Origin of the sequence: Microvirga tunisiensis (assembly GCF_009296175.1) — a bacterium.
Classification (GTDB): Bacteria; Pseudomonadota; Alphaproteobacteria; order Rhizobiales; family Beijerinckiaceae; genus Microvirga; species Microvirga tunisiensis.
Window position 1 is genome coordinate 25,168 of sequence record NZ_VOSK01000041.1, and the last position, 15,380, is coordinate 40,547.

The 15,380-nt window shown below is 60.7% G+C and carries 13 protein-coding genes and 1 pseudogene; 10 read left to right on the plus strand and 4 right to left on the minus strand.

Annotated elements, in window-relative coordinates; translation table 11 throughout:
* Nucleotides 1-7: 7 nt before the first annotated feature.
* The 6 genes from FS320_RS13235 to FS320_RS13260 all read left to right on the plus strand — a co-directional run bounded on the left by FS320_RS13235 (nt 8) and on the right by FS320_RS13260 (nt 6,235).
* Complete coding sequence (locus FS320_RS13235; protein ID WP_152712247.1) at nt 8-958, plus strand: branched-chain amino acid ABC transporter permease; 951 nt, start codon at nt 8-10, stop codon at nt 956-958.
* Nucleotides 959-970: 12 nt separating this feature from the next.
* Nucleotides 971-2,056, plus strand: coding sequence for an ABC transporter permease subunit (locus tag FS320_RS13240; protein WP_162002964.1), 1,086 nt, complete (start codon nt 971-973; stop codon nt 2,054-2,056).
* A gap of 73 nt (nt 2,057-2,129) precedes the next feature.
* The gene (locus FS320_RS13245; RefSeq protein ID WP_152712226.1) at nt 2,130-3,452 is read left to right on the plus strand and encodes an ABC transporter substrate-binding protein; all 1,323 of its coding nucleotides are present in this window, start codon (nt 2,130-2,132) and stop codon (nt 3,450-3,452) included.
* 138 nt (nt 3,453-3,590) lie between these two features.
* Entirely contained in the window at nt 3,591-4,439 is an 849-nt protein-coding gene (locus FS320_RS13250) for an ABC transporter ATP-binding protein (protein ID WP_152712228.1), read from the plus strand.
* A 3-nt stretch (nt 4,440-4,442) separates the two neighbouring features.
* On the plus strand, nt 4,443-5,003 hold the full coding sequence (locus tag FS320_RS13255) for a hypothetical protein (protein ID WP_152712230.1): 561 nt from the start codon (nt 4,443-4,445) through the stop codon (nt 5,001-5,003).
* On the plus strand, nt 5,003-6,235 hold the full coding sequence (locus FS320_RS13260; protein ID WP_152712232.1) for a phenylacetate--CoA ligase family protein: 1,233 nt from the start codon (nt 5,003-5,005) through the stop codon (nt 6,233-6,235). The genes FS320_RS13255 and FS320_RS13260 overlap by 1 nt, the downstream gene beginning before the upstream one ends.
* A 519-nt stretch (nt 6,236-6,754) precedes the next feature.
* On the opposite strand, the gene FS320_RS13265 is transcribed toward FS320_RS13260, so the two are convergent.
* The 3 genes from FS320_RS13265 to FS320_RS13275 form a co-directional block, all read right to left on the minus strand.
* Nucleotides 6,755-7,375 (minus strand): outer membrane protein, encoded by a 621-nt coding sequence (locus FS320_RS13265; RefSeq protein WP_338105325.1) that lies wholly within the window; start codon nt 7,373-7,375, stop codon nt 6,755-6,757.
* A gap of 531 nt (nt 7,376-7,906) precedes the next feature.
* Nucleotides 7,907-8,356, minus strand: coding sequence for a sigma factor-like helix-turn-helix DNA-binding protein (locus FS320_RS13270; protein WP_152712236.1), 450 nt, complete (start codon nt 8,354-8,356; stop codon nt 7,907-7,909).
* A 174-nt stretch (nt 8,357-8,530) separates the two neighbouring features.
* Nucleotides 8,531-9,286 carry a pentapeptide repeat-containing protein gene (locus FS320_RS13275; protein ID WP_152712238.1) on the minus strand — a complete coding sequence of 252 codons (756 nt, stop codon included), beginning with the start codon at nt 9,284-9,286 and terminating at the stop codon, nt 8,531-8,533.
* A 604-nt stretch (nt 9,287-9,890) separates the two neighbouring features.
* Between FS320_RS13275 and FS320_RS13280 the strand changes: the two genes are divergently transcribed.
* The 4 genes and pseudogenes from FS320_RS13280 to FS320_RS13295 all read left to right on the plus strand — a co-directional run bounded on the left by FS320_RS13280 (nt 9,891) and on the right by FS320_RS13295 (nt 14,986).
* The gene (locus FS320_RS13280; RefSeq protein ID WP_152712240.1) at nt 9,891-10,553 is read left to right on the plus strand and encodes a Crp/Fnr family transcriptional regulator; all 663 of its coding nucleotides are present in this window, start codon (nt 9,891-9,893) and stop codon (nt 10,551-10,553) included.
* A 150-nt stretch (nt 10,554-10,703) separates the two neighbouring features.
* Entirely contained in the window at nt 10,704-11,741 is a 1,038-nt protein-coding gene (locus FS320_RS13285; RefSeq protein ID WP_152712242.1) for a Fe(3+) ABC transporter substrate-binding protein, read from the plus strand.
* A gap of 161 nt (nt 11,742-11,902) precedes the next feature.
* Nucleotides 11,903-13,561 carry an ABC transporter permease subunit gene (locus FS320_RS13290; protein ID WP_162002965.1) on the plus strand — a complete coding sequence of 553 codons (1,659 nt, stop codon included), beginning with the start codon at nt 11,903-11,905 and terminating at the stop codon, nt 13,559-13,561.
* Between the two features lie 288 nt (nt 13,562-13,849).
* A pseudogene (locus FS320_RS13295) lies at nt 13,850-14,986 on the plus strand (DJ-1/PfpI family protein).
* A gap of 92 nt (nt 14,987-15,078) precedes the next feature.
* Here FS320_RS13295 and FS320_RS13300 read toward each other — a convergent pair.
* On the minus strand, nt 15,079-15,380 hold a 302-nt coding region (locus FS320_RS13300; protein ID WP_280178279.1), incomplete at its 5' end, for a CoA-transferase.

The following is a 15,380-nucleotide window of genomic DNA, read 5'->3' on the forward strand; positions in this document are numbered from 1 at the left end:
GATGGACATGCTGTACAAGGTCTTCATCGAACCCTTCGTCTTTATGGGCGAGGCGCCGGATCTCCTGATCCAGACGCTCTGGGAAGGGCTCGTCTCGGGCGTGCTCTATGCACTGATCGCGCTCGGCTTCGTGCTCATCTTCAAAGCCTCAGGCGTGTTCAACTTCGCGCAAGGGATCATGGTCGTGTTCTCGGCGCTGATACTGGTCGGCCTCTATGAGAAAGGTGTTCCGGCCTTTCTGGCGCTGATCCTGGCGGCTCTCGCCATGCTGGTGCTTGCGATGGTGGTGGAACGGGTAGTGCTGCGGCCGCTGGTCAACCAGCCCGACATCATCCTCTTCATGGCGACCTTCGGGCTTACCTACTTCCTCATCGGCTTCGGCGAGCTCATCTTTGGCGGCAGCCCGCGGGAAATGATCACGGAGCAACTCTTCCTGCCGCAGGGCACGACGGAGATCGATGCGCTTGGCGGCTCCATCCGCCTCCAGCATCTCGATATCGCCGCCGCCGTGATCGCCTCGATCATGATCTGCCTGCTCGCTGTATTCTTCTCTAAGACCCGCATCGGCCGGGCCCTGCGGGCAGTGGCCGACAGCCACAAGGCGGCGCTCTCCGTTGGCATCTCGCTCAACCAGATCTGGGTCATTGTGTGGTTCGCCGCCGGCATCGTGGCGCTGGTCGCCGGCATCATGTGGGGGGCGCGCTCGGGCGTGTCGTTCTCGCTCCAGATCATCGCACTCAAGGCCCTGCCGGTCCTCATTCTCGGCGGCTTCACCTCCATTCCCGGCGCCATCATCGGCGGCCTGATCATCGGGGTCGGAGAGAAGATCGGCGAGTTCTACTGGGGGCCGCTCGTCGGCGGCGGTATCGAGACCTGGCTCGCTTACGTCATCGCCCTACTCTTCCTGCTCTACAGGCCGCAGGGTCTGTTCGGCGAAAAGATCATCGAACGGATTTAGGGAGACATCTCAGTGCTCTACCGCGAGGCCGGCCAGTTCAAGACCAACTATGTCGCGGACAGCGCGATCTTTCCCCTGCGGGAAGACCGGATCGGGCTCACCCTCATCATCCTGGCGGCCTATGCGCTGGCTTTCCTCGGCAACAGCTTCCTGCTGCAGGCGGTGATGATACCGTTCCTGGTGTTCTCGCTTGCTGCAATTGGCCTCAACATCCTCACGGGCTATACGGGCCTTCTGTCGCTCGGCACCGGCGCCTTCATGGGCGTGGGGGCCTATGCCTGCTACAAGCTGATGACGGCCTTTCCCGGCGTGAACGTGATCGTCTGGATCTTCGTATCGGGCTTCTTCTCCGCGGCCATCGGCGCCCTGTTCGGCCTGCCCTCGCTGCGCATCAAGGGCTTCTATCTGGCCGTGGCGACGCTCGCCGCGCAGTTCTTCCTGCAATGGTGCTTCATCCGCATCCCTTGGCTCGTGAACTACAACGTCTCGGGCGCCCTCGATGCCCCCCTGCGCACCCTCTTCGGCATCCCGATCATGGGGCCCAACGCGACACCGCAGACGCGCTATCTCGTCGTGCTCACCATCGTGATCCTGCTCACCTGGCTCGCCTCCAACCTCGTTCACGGCCGTATCGGACGCATGTGGATCGCCATCCGCGACATGGATCTCGCGGCCGAGCTCATGGGCATCAGGCCGCTCCAGACGAAGCTCCTGGCCTTCGCCGTCTCGTCCTATTATTGCGGCGTCGCCGGCGCTCTGCTCGTCTTCCTCTGGTATGGCGGCGCGGAATACGACGTGTTCAACATCAATCAATCCTTCTTCATCCTGTTCATGGTGATTATCGGTGGGCTGGGCAGCCTGATCGGCTCGTTCTTCGGTGCGGCGCTCATCTTCATCCTGCCGATCATCCTTGGCATCGTACTGCCTGCCATCCTGTCACCATTCGGCCTCTCGGTCGGCGCAGATGTCATCGAGCATTTGCGTTTCATGATCGTCGGCGCGCTCATCATCTTTTTCCTGATCGTCGAACCGCACGGCCTCGCGCGGCTCTGGCAGATCGGCAAACAGAAGCTCCTGGTCTGGCCGTTCCCTTACTGACGGTGGACCGCCAAGGAGACAAAACGGAACAAGAATTCGGCCTTCAGCCGATACAACGGGAGGAAACGCAACCATGTCGTTTCGCAAATTTGGTCTTGGATTAGCCGCCGCGACGATGCTGGCGGGTGTTGCCCTGCCTGCCTTCGCGCAGGATTCGATCTATGTGCCTCTCTTCACATACCGCACTGGCCCCTTCGCCGGGTCCGGCACGCCTATCGCCGACGGCATGCACGATTATCTGCGCATGCTCAACGAGCGTGACGGCGGCATCGGGGGCGTGAAGCTCGTGCTCGAGGAATGCGAGACCGGCTACGACACTAAGAAGGGTGTCGAGTGCTACGAGTCCGTGAAGGGCAAGAACCCGGTCGTGGTCAATCCGTGGTCGACGGGCATCACCCTGCCGCTGATCCCGCGCGCCTCCGTGGACAAGATCCCGATCCTGTCCATGGCCTATGGCCTCTCGGCCTCCGCCCGCGGCGACATCTTTCCCTGGGTCTTCAACCCGCCGGCCACGTACTGGGACGGCCTGTCGATGATCATCAAGTACATCGGCGAGAAGGAAGGCGGCCTCGACAAGCTGAAGGGCAAGAAGATCGGCTTCCTGCATCTCGATGCCAGCTTCGGCAAGGAGCCGATTCCGCTGCTCACGGAACTGTCGAAGGAGCTGGGCTTCGAGGTCGCGCTCTATCCCGTGGCCGCGCAGGACATGCAGAACCAGTCCTCGCAATGGCTCAGCGCTCGCCGCGACCGGCCCGACTACATGATCATGTGGGGTTGGGGCTCCATGAATGGCGCAGCCATCAAGGAAGCGGTTCGTTCTGGCTATCCGATGGATAAGTTCTACTCGGTCTGGTGGCCGGGCGAGGATGACGCGAAGAGCGGTGGCGCAGGCGCCAAGGGCTTCAAGATGCTCAACTGGCATGCGGTGGGAACGAACTTCCCTGCCGTCCAGGACATCCAGAAGCACGTGGTCGACAAGGGCTTCTCGAAGGCTCAGAAGGATAAGGTCGGCGAGCTTCTCTACAATCGCGGCATCTACAACTCGCTGCTGATCGCCGAAGGCATTGCCACGGCGCAGAAGCTCACAGGCAAGAAGGCGGTGACCGGCGAGGACGTGCGCCGCGGCATGGAGAACATCAAGCTCGATCCGGCCCGTCTGAAGGAGCTCGGGTTAGAGGGCTTCACCGATCAGCTCGTGCTTTCCTGCTCGGACCATAACGGGCACCGCGCCGCCTTCATGCAGGAATGGGACGGCACGAAATGGGTGAAGATCTCCAATCCCATCGAGCCGATGACCGACCGCGTGAAAGGCCAACTCGAAGCGGCCGCGAAGGATTATGCCGAGAAGAATACCGGCTGGCCCAAGCGCACGGAAGCCTGCGACAAGGCAAGCTGAGGCCAACCGCAACCTGCCCTCCTCCCCCGTGTGGGGAGGAGTTCGAGGCGGGGGTGTGAGCGCTAACCTATCAAGGTTCAGGCCAGCACCTCCGCCCTGACCCTGCCCACAAGGAGAGGGAAAAGGAGAGAACCGCTTATGACAAGCGCCGTTCAGATGCACGATCAGAACAAGCCGCAACCGGCGGAGACTGTTCTGAACGTCAATAACATCGAGGTCATCTACGACCACGTCATCCTTGTGCTGAAAGGCGTTTCCCTCAATGTGCCCAAGGGCGGCATCGTGGCGCTGCTCGGTGCGAACGGGGCCGGCAAGACGACGACGCTCAAGGCCATCTCCAACCTGCTCCGCGCCGAGCGCGGCGAGGTGACGAAGGGCTCGATCGAGTTCAAAGGCGAGCGGATCGATCGTCTCTCGCCCAACGAGTTGGTGCGACGGGGCTGCATCCAGGTTCTTGAAGGCCGCCACTGCTTCGGCCATCTTACCATTGAGGAAAACCTGCTCACCGGCGCCTTCACGCGCAAAGACGGCAACGCCGCCATCCGACGCGATATCGAGGCGATTTACGAGTACTTCCCGCGCCTGAAGCAGCGGCGCTCATCCATGGCGGGTTATACCTCCGGCGGCGAGCAGCAGATGTGCGCCATCGGCCGGGCCATGATGTCGAAGCCCTCGATGATCCTGCTGGACGAACCCTCTATGGGTCTCGCGCCGCAGATTGTGGCGGAGATCTTCGAGATCGTGCGCAAGCTCAACGCGACGGAGGGCGTCTCCTTTCTGCTCGCCGAGCAGAACACCAACATGGCGCTGAAATACGCCACTTACGGCTATATCCTCGAAACGGGCCGTGTCGTCATGGACGGACCCGCGCAGATGCTGCGCGAGAACGAGGACGTGAAGGAATTCTACCTCGGCGTGTCGGAGGGCGACCGCAAATCGTTCCGGGCCGTGAAGAGCTACAAGCGGCGCAAGCGCTGGCTGGCGTAAACAATGACCTTGGAAAATTGGATTAGAGAAGCAGATGATCAAACCCGGCATGAGCGATTAGCTCGGGCTAATGAAGTATCGAAGCTCTTCCCCGAGACAGAGATGGGCCGGCTGTTCTCAGGAGGTGAGCAAACCTATAGAGCTTTCGTTGAGGCACAGCTCACATACATAAGCGGACTCTACCTATCGACGATATTGATGGCTCTCGCTGCCCTGGAGAGGCATTTCGCTGGTGCATTTTATGCTTCCGGCCTTGAGGCAGCTAAAAGAATGAGCTTCGAGAATTTATCGGAAAGGGGCCAAGAAACAGGTTTGTTCAGTGCAGACCATGCCGATGATTTTGAGAAGTTTCGCGTGATCAGAAATTCGTACGCTCATTTTCGCGAACCTGCTCATGAACTCTCAAGTATCCAACGTATGATCCGTGAGGATGCAGATTTCGACACTATTCTACGTGGTGACGCTTGGGACGCACTCCAGATCATGGCGCGGTACTTTAATGAATATCCTTATCCATGGCTCAGAGTTGAACCACAAGTATTAGAAGCTGAAAAAGAGAACTGATGTCTGACACCTTCGATACCCTTGAAACGCGCGACAGAGCCGAGCGCGAAGCTTCTCTCTTTGCGCGACTTCCGGAGATCCTGAAACAGGCCGTCAAAGCTCCCACCTATGCAGAACGCTTCAAAGGCATCGACCTCGACAGCATCAGGAGCCGCGAGGCGCTCGCCACCCTGCCGGTGCTGCGCAAATCCGAATTGCCGGCTCTGCAGAAAACCGCCCTGCCCTTCGGTGGCTTCGTCTCCGATGCACCAGGCTCATTCGGCCGTCTCTTCACGTCGCCCGGTCCGATCTTCGAGCTGGAGGGAACCGTTTCGGATCCTTGGCGCTCCGCACGCGGGCTCTTCGCCGCCGGGTTCCGACGCGGGGACGTGGTGCTCAACACCTTCAGCTATCACCTGACGCCCGGCGGCTTCATCATGGATTCCGGCGCGCGGGCCTTGGGCTGCGCCGTCATTCCGGCAGGGCCCGGCAACACCGAGCAGCAGTTCGAGTTGATCGAGGCCTACCGCCCGGTAGCCTATTGCGGCACGCCGGACTTTCTCAAGATCCTGCTCGACGGTGCTGCGGCGGCCGGGCGGGACATCTCCTCCATCAGGCGCGCGCTCGTGTCGGGCGCGGCGTTTCCGAAGTCGCTGCAGGAGGAATTCTCGTCCAAGGGTATCGAGTCCTATCAGGCCTATGCCACGGCGGATCTCGGCTTCATTGCCTACGAGACCTCCGCCCGCGACGGACTCGTCGTCAACGAAGACATCATTGTCGAGATCGTGCGGCCGGGCACGGGCGATCCGGTGCCGGAGGGCGATGTCGGCGAGATCGTCGTGACGACGCTCGATCCACATCGTCCGTTCATCCGCCTCGCTCTCGGAGACCTGACAGCGGCCGTGAGCGGGGTCAGCTCCTGCGGTCGTACCAGCATGCGCATCAAAGGCTGGATGGGCCGCGCAGATCAGGCCGCCAAGGTCAAAGGCATGTTCGTTCGGCCCGAGCAGGTGGCGGAGATCGGCCGGCGCCATCCCGAACTCGGCCGGCTGCGCCTCGTCATCACCCGCGAAGGCGAGATGGACGTCATGATGCTCGCTGCCGAAACGGCCGAGCCGAGCGACGACCTCTCGGCAGCGGTAGGCGCGACCCTTCAGATCATCGCGAAGCTGAAAGGGTCGGTGACTCTCGCGACGCCTGGAAGCCTCCCGAACGACGGTAAGGTCATCGCGGATGAACGCAAATACGATTGAGCAGCTCTTTTCAGAATGGCAATCCAGCTTTGCGGGATTGCAAAATAAGCCGAGCCAAGATGCCTTGAACGCAGGACTCGCGCTCCATAAGCTCAAGCTCATAGTGATTCGAACTGAGAAAAGTCAGGAATTACAAAAAGAAAGAGCACCCATAGGGGTGCTCTTAAGGTGTCCGGCCGTAGGGGCAAAAAAGACCGGAGATGCCAATAAACGCCCTTAGTTGAAGTTGGTTCCAAAGTTTTTCAAATTTCTTGCCAAGCCTGTGCCTCAATGAGGTCACGTTTCCGGGGTCTAGGCCAAAGCTTCCCGTGGGGGCAAACACGGGCTGGGGCCGCGACCACAGATCCTTCAAAGGACAGGGTCGCGGCCATTTTCATCTCAAAGCTTGGCTATTCGGGATTAGGCGCGAGGGGCCGTTGCATCGGTCATCGCCGAAAGCTGGATCCGCTTCCCCGCACGATGCACAGAAAAAAGGCCCGAGAGGATCCCTCGGGCCTTTCTGTTGTTAGGTGGAACGTCTCAGTAGGTGCCGAACTTGAAGTTCAGCTTGGCACGAGCGACGAAGAAGTCGTTGTCGTCGCTGCCTCCGGCGGGAGCAACGACGTCGAACGCCGGTCCGCCGGCGGCCGGCTGGAAGGAGCCGACAACTCCACCGCCAAAGTCGTCGTCGTCATCGAAGCTGAGCCACAGGCCTTCGAGACCGAAGGTGACCGCCGAAGAGCCGAACCAATTTACCGGCAGCGCCCATTCGACACCGCCGCCGGCCACCCAGCCCGTATTATCGTCGGTATAGGCCAGACCGCCTGTGGCGTAGATCAACACGCGATCGAACGCGACACCGGCACGGGCACGCACCGTGCCGAACCAATCCGACAGGTCGTTATTGAATGTTCCGGGCACGAAGGTGCCGGGCACGCCCGCCGGAATGAACGCAACATTCTCTTCCTGATCGGTGTCGGCCCACTGGATGTCGGTTTCCAGACCGATCACGAAAGAGCCGATCTGGTAGTTGTAACCGATCTGACCGCCGCCGGTGAACCCACCGTCACCATTGTCCGGGAAGAATAGGGTGCCCGGGACCGCACCGCCGAGGACGGCGGTTTGCCGATCATTGTCACGCCAGCCCCAGCCGGCGTTCACACCAGCGTAGAATCCGGTCCACGTGAAGATCGGCGCCGTGATGATCGGTGCAGGAGGTGGTGCCTGACTTGGAAGATCGGCGGCAGAGGCAGCGGCTGCAGCAAGCGTGACGCTTGCAACCCCTGCGAGGAGGCTAATTACGCACTTTCTCATAACCGTAACCCCTTAGTGTGAGGACTCACGGTGAAAACTTACGCCCGTTCCACTTGGGAAAGCTATTGCAAAGGGGCAACACCTACATGTTCGATCAGTATTCAATGGGTGCAAAAGTAGTACTACTTTCGATGTAAAGAATTTTATCCAATACTGCAGAAAATAAATTTCTTAACAAGACCTTTAAAGTTATTTGACATTACTTGGAAGGCATGTCCTAATAATCGTGTTTTCGGCTTGACAACCGAAGGCGAGGAGATCACTCAACCCTGCCCTTTGGGCGGGGTTTTTTCTGGAAATGAAGGCGCTAGAGCATCGCTTGGCGCGAAAACCGGGACTACTTTTCGCCGACGCGGGCCTCTGGTTCTTCACGATCCACTAAAGATCGCCCAGCAGAAGCTGCGCCTGGTTGCTCGGCTTCAGCTTCGAGCTCTTTTTCTGAGATGAAGAGACGGTTTTCATTGCGCGATGTTCGGGCCGCTTTCGGCTGCTCTCACCGGCCATCCGCGCCTTGGCCTTGTCTCTAGCAACCGCCTCCGGTGAGGTCGGATCGTCATGAAGCCACTTGCCGCGCTTGATGACCTCGTTGACCCGCCCCTGATTGACGCCCAGTTGGAAGGCGATTTCCTGCTGCGTCATCTCCGTCGTTCCATGAAGCTCCAGGATCCGTCGGGCGAGTTCAGGCGTCATCTTCCGGCCGGCGATGCGGCGAGCGGGAGCTACCGACCGCTTGGTGCGATCCCGCTCCCGAAGTTTCTCCAGGATGGCGAGGGCCATATGCATTCCCTGCTCACGCAAGGCATCCTCGAATTCTTTGAGCGTGGCCAAATCGAACGCACTCCTTCGAAGAAATGGAACCTAACGCATCGTGCGGAAAACCGGATGCACTTTTCCGCACGATGCGCCAACTTAAGGGTCTGATGCTCTGGACCTCGCGAGACAAGACCTTCTCAAAATTCAACGGCCACGCTGCAGCTTGGTTTCACCAGAAACAGCAGCGTCTCAGTCCTCTTCTTCCTTACAGGGCCAGGCTTTCGGTGGATTGAGGCCAGCGGGAAGCTTCGTCTGCGCCGTCCCGCAGGCAATATCGACCTGCGCTTGGGTGAGCCCTGTGACCCCACTCAAATTCGCACCGCCGATTTGTGTCAGGTACAGATACGATCCCGTGAGGTTCACGCCCTGCAGATCCAGGCCATCCAGACGGGCTCGAGACAGGTTGGAATAACTGAAGTCCACACCGGTAATTTTTGCGCTCTGAAAGAGAACCCGCGCGAGTTCCGCCTTCGATATATTGGCGCCTGAGAGATCGGCCCCGCTGAAGTCGGACCTGTTCAGCTCGGCCTTGCTGAAATTCGCTCCTGCGGCTTTGGCCTGGGCAAAGTTCGAGCGGTTCATGTCCGCCGCGCTGAAGACCGCACCGGTGAGATTGGCCTGTCCGAAATTGGCCCGCCAGCCGAGCGCCTTGGTGAAATCCGCCTTTGTCAGGTCGGCCCCCTCGAAGCGGGTGCGGCTGACCTCCGTTTCGCTCAAATTGGCACCGGCCATCTTCGAGGACGCAAAATCGCTCAGGGTCAGAAGGGAGCGCTGGAAGATGGTGCCCGTCAGATCCTCGTTGGTCAGCATGAGGCGCGCCTTGGAGCATCCGGACCAGTCAATTCCGGGGCCCGGGCCATCCTGACACTTGGCCCAAGCCGGACCGGCACACACGACAGCGGTGATCAAGGCTCCTGCAATCTTCACGCGGAAACGATCCTCCATTAAGTCCTCTCAAGTTTCTCTTTCAATATTTAGGCATCACGCCCGTCCGGAGGAGCCCTTTCGATGCAACTTTCCTCGTGTAAGCCACAGAAAAGCGCCTTCGATTCGCACGCTGGACCGTGTCTCGGTGAAAATCGGAGCATCGACACAAGACTCGACTTCCATTTCTTATGGTCTAGCTTCTGCAACGATCCTTGTGGAGTAAAACCATGCGTCTTTCCGTAACGTTTCCTGCCGTTGTGCTTGCCGGGCTTGCCTTGAGCGGCTGCGTCGCCTCCACGACCCCCGTCGGAGTCCTGCCGCGTGATCCCGTTCCGCCCCCACCATCCGTCTCGGGTGAGGCCGCAAGGCGTCCCTCCGCCGCGCCCCGGACCGGTGCCACGTCTCAGCGACAGGGTCTGAGCGTGCCTCGCCAAGCCTCCACTCCCCGCCCCTGACCTCCTTGGAATGCAAGCACTGGCCGCGTCGGGTTGGCCGATGCTTGCGCCCTGGATGGGCACTCTCCTAAAGAGCCTTTTATACTGCGCCAATGCGTAGCTGGCGCACATTCCTATCTTGGTGCTATATGCCGTAACGATAGATCAGAATGCGGGGATGAGTGTTCATGACTTGGTTCGAAGCAATCGGCTGGCTCGGAGCAGTCCTTGCCGTCACGGGCAGCGCTATGAGGACCATCATCCCGCTGCGCTGCATCGGAATCGGGGCTAATATCTGCTCCCTGATCTTCTCCTCCTTCACGGGCAATTACCCGAGCCTCGTCGTCAACCTGATCCTGTTGCCGCTGAATGGCATGCGTCTGTACCAGATGCTGGGCCTGATCAAGCGGGTGAAGCAGGCCTCCAGGAGCGACCTGTCCATGGATTGGCTCAAGCCCTTCATGACCCGTCACAAGACGAGGACCGGGGAATTGCTGTTCGCGAAGGGCGATGTGGCCGACTGCATGTTCTTCACGATTTCCGGACGCTATCGCCTGAAGGAGATCGATATCGAGCTGCTCCAGGGGCAGGTCGTCGGCGAGATGGGCTTCATGTCCCCGAGCAACACGCGCACCCAGACCCTCGAATGCCTGGAAGCCGGTGAGGTGCTCAGCATCTCATATGACGAGGTGCGCCAGCTCTATTTCCAGAATCCCGAGTTTGGCTTCTACTTCCTGCGCCTCGCCAGTGAACGACTCTTCTCCAACATGGAGAAGATGGAAGAGGAGATCGTCCGCCTTCGCGCCGCCCTCCCCGACATCGAGCCGATTCAGAAGGCCGCCTCAGCTTAGAATGCCTATAAGGAAGCTGCAGTTTAGAATTCTTATAAGGTATTGAAATCACTTGATTTTCAATTGACCCGATATCCCGATCATGGTTCTAGCAACGTCAACGCGGCAGGATGAAACGCCTGCCCGGCACGGTTGCTGGAGGAATGCATAATGGTGAACTTTTCGTTCGGACGCGGGCTCCTTCTCAGTGCAGCGGCTCTCGGTATCCTGGCAGGATCGGGGCTCTCGGCCTCGGCCGAAGAGGCGCTGAACATCTACACCACCCGCGAGCCGGGCCTGATCAAGCCCGTCCTTGACGAGTTCACCAAGGAGACCGGAATCAAGGTCAACACGATCTTCATCGCCAACGGTCTCGAAGAGCGCATCCGCACCGAGGGCCAGAACAGCCCTGCCGATCTGATCATCACCGTCGATATCGGCCGTCTGGCGGCCGCGAAGGATTACGGCGTGACGCAACCGGTGAAGTCCGAGGCGCTCGAGAAGGTCATCCCGGCAGCCTACCGCGATCCGGAAGGGCATTGGTTCGGCATCGCCCTGCGCGGCCGCGTCGTCTACGCCTCGAAGGAGCGCGTGAAGCAGGACAAGATCACCTATGAGGAACTCGCCGATCCCAAGTGGAAGGGCAAGGTCTGCATCCGCTCGGGCCAGCACCTCTACAACATCAGCCTGATCGCCGCCATGATCGCCCACAAGGGCGAGGCGAAGGCGGAGGAGTGGCTGAAGGGCGTGAAGGCCAACCTTGCCAAGAAGCCTTCGGGCGGCGACCGCGAGCAGGCCAAGGACATCCTCGCCGGCGTCTGCGACATCGCTGTCGGCAACACCTACTACGTCTCGCTCATGCTCAACGGCAACGATGCCGAACAGAAGAAGTGGGGCGAGGCGATCAACGTGATCCTGCCGACCTTCGAGGGCGGCGGCACGCACGTGAACGTTTCGGGTCTCGCTCTGGCGAAGCACGCGCCCAACAAGGCCAATGCCGTGAAGTTCATGGAATACATGGTCTCGGATGCGTCCCAGCAGATCCACGCCGAAGCCAATTCCGAATATCCGATCAAGGCCGGCATCAAGATCCACCCGACCATCGCGTCCTTCGGCGAGCTCAAGGCCGATAACGTGCCGGTCGCCGAGATCGCCAAGCTGCGCAAGAAGGCGAGCGAGCTGGTCGACAAGGTTCGCTTCGACCAATAAGACAAAGGGCAGCATTTCCAGCTGCCCTCTCCTGCTCCACAAGGCGCTGCCGGCGACGGTAGCGCCATTTCAGTTCCACCGTGATCGCAGAAACGCAGACCGCAATCCGCCCATCGGCCCCGCGAAAGGCAAAAAGCCTTCCCTGGTGGCTCTCGTCCGCCGTGGCTGCGATCGGTCTCATCGTTCTTCTGCCGCTTGCCGCGTTGATCGGCATCGCCGCCGAAGGCGATATGGAGATCTGGCCGCATCTCATCGCGAACGTTCTGCCGGCGAGCACCCTGGACACCCTGGCGCTGCTGACCGGGATCGGCGTCGTGGCGGGCTCGATGGGCATCACGGCGGCCTGGCTCGTCACCGCTCACCGCTTTCCGGGACGCGGCATCCTGGTGTGGCTGCTGCCGCTGCCGCTCGCCGTGCCGACCTACATCACGGCTTATATCTACGTGGAGATCTTCGACTCCGCCGGCCTCGTGCAGATGGCTCTGCGCGATGTCATGGGCTGGAAGTCGCGAAGCGATTACTGGTTTCCTGAAGTTCGCTCGCTCCCCGGCTGCATCCTCGTGATGTCTGCGGTGCTCTACCCTTACATCTATATCGCGGCACGCGCGATGTTCCTGACGCAGAGCGCGAGCATGCTGGAAGTGGCGCGGACCCTCGGCGCCAGCCGCATCAAGCTCTTCCGCATCATCGCGCTTCCCCTCGCCCGTCCTGCTCTCGCAGTCGGCGTGTCGCTCGCGCTTCTCGAAGCGCTGAACGACATCGGCGCGAGCGAGTATCTCGGCGTGCGCACGCTTACGGTGTCGGTCTACAACACCTGGCTCAACCGCGGCAGCCTCCCGGGCGCGGCGCAGATTGCCTGTGTGATGCTCGCTTTCGTGATGGGCCTGATCCTGATCGAACGCTACGGCCGGCGGGACCGGCGCTACGCCGCTTCGCCCAAGCGGCACCGCACGGTGCATCCTGTTCCTCTCGTCGGAGCACGCGGCTGGATTGCGACTGTTCTCTGCACCATGCCGGTTGTCCTTGGCTTCGTTCTGCCAACGGCCTTCCTGCTGCGCGAGACGTTTCGCGGCAGCCTCTTCGATCAGTTCGATGCGGATTTCCTCGCTCATTTCATGACGACCATCGGCCTCTCGGTCGTGGCGACTTGCGCGGTGCTGATCCTCGCCGTCGTGCTGGTCTCGGCCGTCCGCCTGGCCAAGACGCCCCTGACCAAGGGAGCACTCTTTGTCGCAGGCCTAGGCTATGCGCTTCCCGGCACGGTGCTCGCGCTGGGGCTGATGACGCCACTGGTCGGGATCGACAATCTGATCGGCACCCTCTGGCGCAACCTCACCGGGGAGCGCCTCGGCCTCCTGCTCATGGGAGCCGCGGGCGGCATCGTCATTGCATACGTGATCCGCTTCCTGTCGATTGCGACCGGCTCGCTGTCGGCCGGGCTGGACCGCGTATCGCCGAGTCTCGAGGATGCGGCGCGCACCCTCGGCGCCTCACGGCGGGAAATGGTCTGGGCGATTCAGATCCCGCTCATGCGCCCGGCCCTGGCCAGCGCTGCCCTGCTCATCTTCGTCGATTGCATCAAGGAACTGCCGGCGACCTTGCTGCTGCGGCCCCTCAACACGGAAACGCTCTCGACCCTCGTCTACACCTATGCCTCGCGGGGCCGCTTCGAGGATGGATCCCTCGCCGCCCTCGTCATCGTCCTCGTCGGCCTCCTCCCGGTGATCCAGCTCGTGCGCAGCGCCGAAGCCCGGCCGCGAGTGGCGGAGAGCCCGAGCAGCGCGGCATCGGGCTCTCCGAGCCCGGACGATCGGCATTGAGAGAGATCCTTGAAAAGCTACACAATTCGCCTCCGTAGCCATCGTGCCTGATCAGACTCTGAAGAGGCAACGGCACTGAAGGAGACGCGGTGAGCCACATCCGGAACACGACCTCGAGCATCGTGCGGAACCGAAGGTCTACGTCAGCGAAAAGTGGATCCGATTTTCCACCCCCTAGGATGCGGTAGCCAAGGAATTAAGCATCGGAATTGATCCCAAAAGTGGAGTCCACTTTTGGATCCGATGCTTTAGGATGTCTTACGGCAAGCTCATCGGAGCGTGAGTGGCATGAAGAAGCGGCTTGTCTTGTGGAGCGGTCTGGGTGTCGCCACGCTCCTCGCGACAATTGGTATGGCTTGGGTCCTCTCCCTGCCTCCGTCGCCGGATGTCGGCGCCGCGCCGCCGATTGCAAAAGAAGAGGCCGATGCCATGCTCGCGGCCTTGAGGCCGCCCAAACGCCAGCGCCCTCTCATCGCGATTGTCGGTATCAATGACGCGACCGAGACCACCGATTATCTCATGCCCTATGGCATTCTCCAGCGCGCCGACGTCGCCGATGTGGTGGCGCTGGCAACGAAGCCCGGGCCAGTGACGCTTTATCCTGCATTCAAGGTCGTGTCCGACATGACGGTCGCGGATTTCGACACGCGGCATCCGGACGGCGCCGACTACGTCATCGTTCCCGCCATGAGCCGAGACGACGATCCGGTTGTGCTGCAATGGATCAGGAATCAGGCCGCCAAGGGCGCATTCGTCATCGCTGTTTGCGCAGGCGCCAAGGTCGTTGGCGCGGCCGGACTGCTCGACGGCAAAGCCGCAACGACGCACTGGTATTATCTCGATAAACTGCGCGAGAAGCATCCTGCGATCCGCTATGTCGCGGACCGGCGGCTTGTGGTCGACCGGGGCGTTGCAACGACGACGGGGATCTCGGCCTCCATGCCGATGGCGCTTACCTTGATCGAGGCCATCGCAGGCCGGGACAAGGCCGATGCGGTCGCCCCCGATCTCGGTCTTCCCTAATGGGACGCGCGCCACAAGAGCGACGCGTTCACATTCACACGCCCCTTTGCACTGACGGCCATCGGAAACACGCTCGCCTTCTGGGGCCGCGAGCAACTCGGCATAGATCTTCGACCCGGCGCCGACGAAGTCTCGCTTGCCCTCGTGGCGGACGCCTGGTCGAGGACCTATCGGTCACGCGCGGTAACGTTCGCGCGCACAGAAGATGCGCTTGTGACCCGCAGCCGCATCCGCATCATCCCCGACAAGGTTGCGACGAGCTGGTCTGCGGATCATCTGCTGCCGGCGATCGGCAGCCAGCGGCCGGCCCAGGCATTGGACCAGGCCCTGCAGGGAATTGCCGCCCGCTACGGAATGCCCACGGCCGATCTCGTCGCTATGCAGCTCGAATATCGGAAATAGCGTTTCCAATTTTCAGGTGCAAAGAAAAGGCCTCGGGCATACCCGAGGCCTATGTAGAAGCCTTCGATCGCCGCGCATTGGCGCCTTGATTGCTATGCAGCGTCGGACTGACCGCCGTTCAGGGCAACCTTGAAATCCGCCGCCGTCTTCGCCTTGATCTCATCCACCGTCACGCCGTCGGCGAGCTCGATGAGCGTCATGCCGGAGCCGCCCTTCTTGTCGATGGAAAAGACACCGAGATCGGTGATGACGAGATCCACCACGCCAGTTCCTGTGAGCGGCAGATTGCACTCCTTCAGGAGCTTCGGGTCCTCCGAGCCATCCTTGGCTTTCGCCACATGCTCCATAACCACGACGACGCGCTTGACGCCCGCCACCAGGTCCATGGCGCCGC

Coding starts and splice junctions, on each gene's coding strand:
- FS320_RS13285 (WP_152712242.1), top strand. CDS start 10,704: ATGGTGAACTTTTCGTTCGGACGCGGGCTCCTTCTCAGTGCAGCGGCT.
- FS320_RS13280 (WP_152712240.1), top strand. CDS start 9,891: ATGACTTGGTTCGAAGCAATCGGCTGGCTCGGAGCAGTCCTTGCCGTC.
- FS320_RS13275 (WP_152712238.1), bottom strand. CDS start 9,286: ATGGAGGATCGTTTCCGCGTGAAGATTGCAGGAGCCTTGATCACCGCT.
- FS320_RS13235 (WP_152712247.1), top strand. CDS start 8: ATGCTGTACAAGGTCTTCATCGAACCCTTCGTCTTTATGGGCGAGGCG.
- FS320_RS13245 (WP_152712226.1), top strand. CDS start 2,130: ATGTCGTTTCGCAAATTTGGTCTTGGATTAGCCGCCGCGACGATGCTG.
- FS320_RS13255 (WP_152712230.1), top strand. CDS start 4,443: ATGACCTTGGAAAATTGGATTAGAGAAGCAGATGATCAAACCCGGCAT.
- FS320_RS13260 (WP_152712232.1), top strand. CDS start 5,003: ATGTCTGACACCTTCGATACCCTTGAAACGCGCGACAGAGCCGAGCGC.
- FS320_RS13250 (WP_152712228.1), top strand. CDS start 3,591: ATGACAAGCGCCGTTCAGATGCACGATCAGAACAAGCCGCAACCGGCG.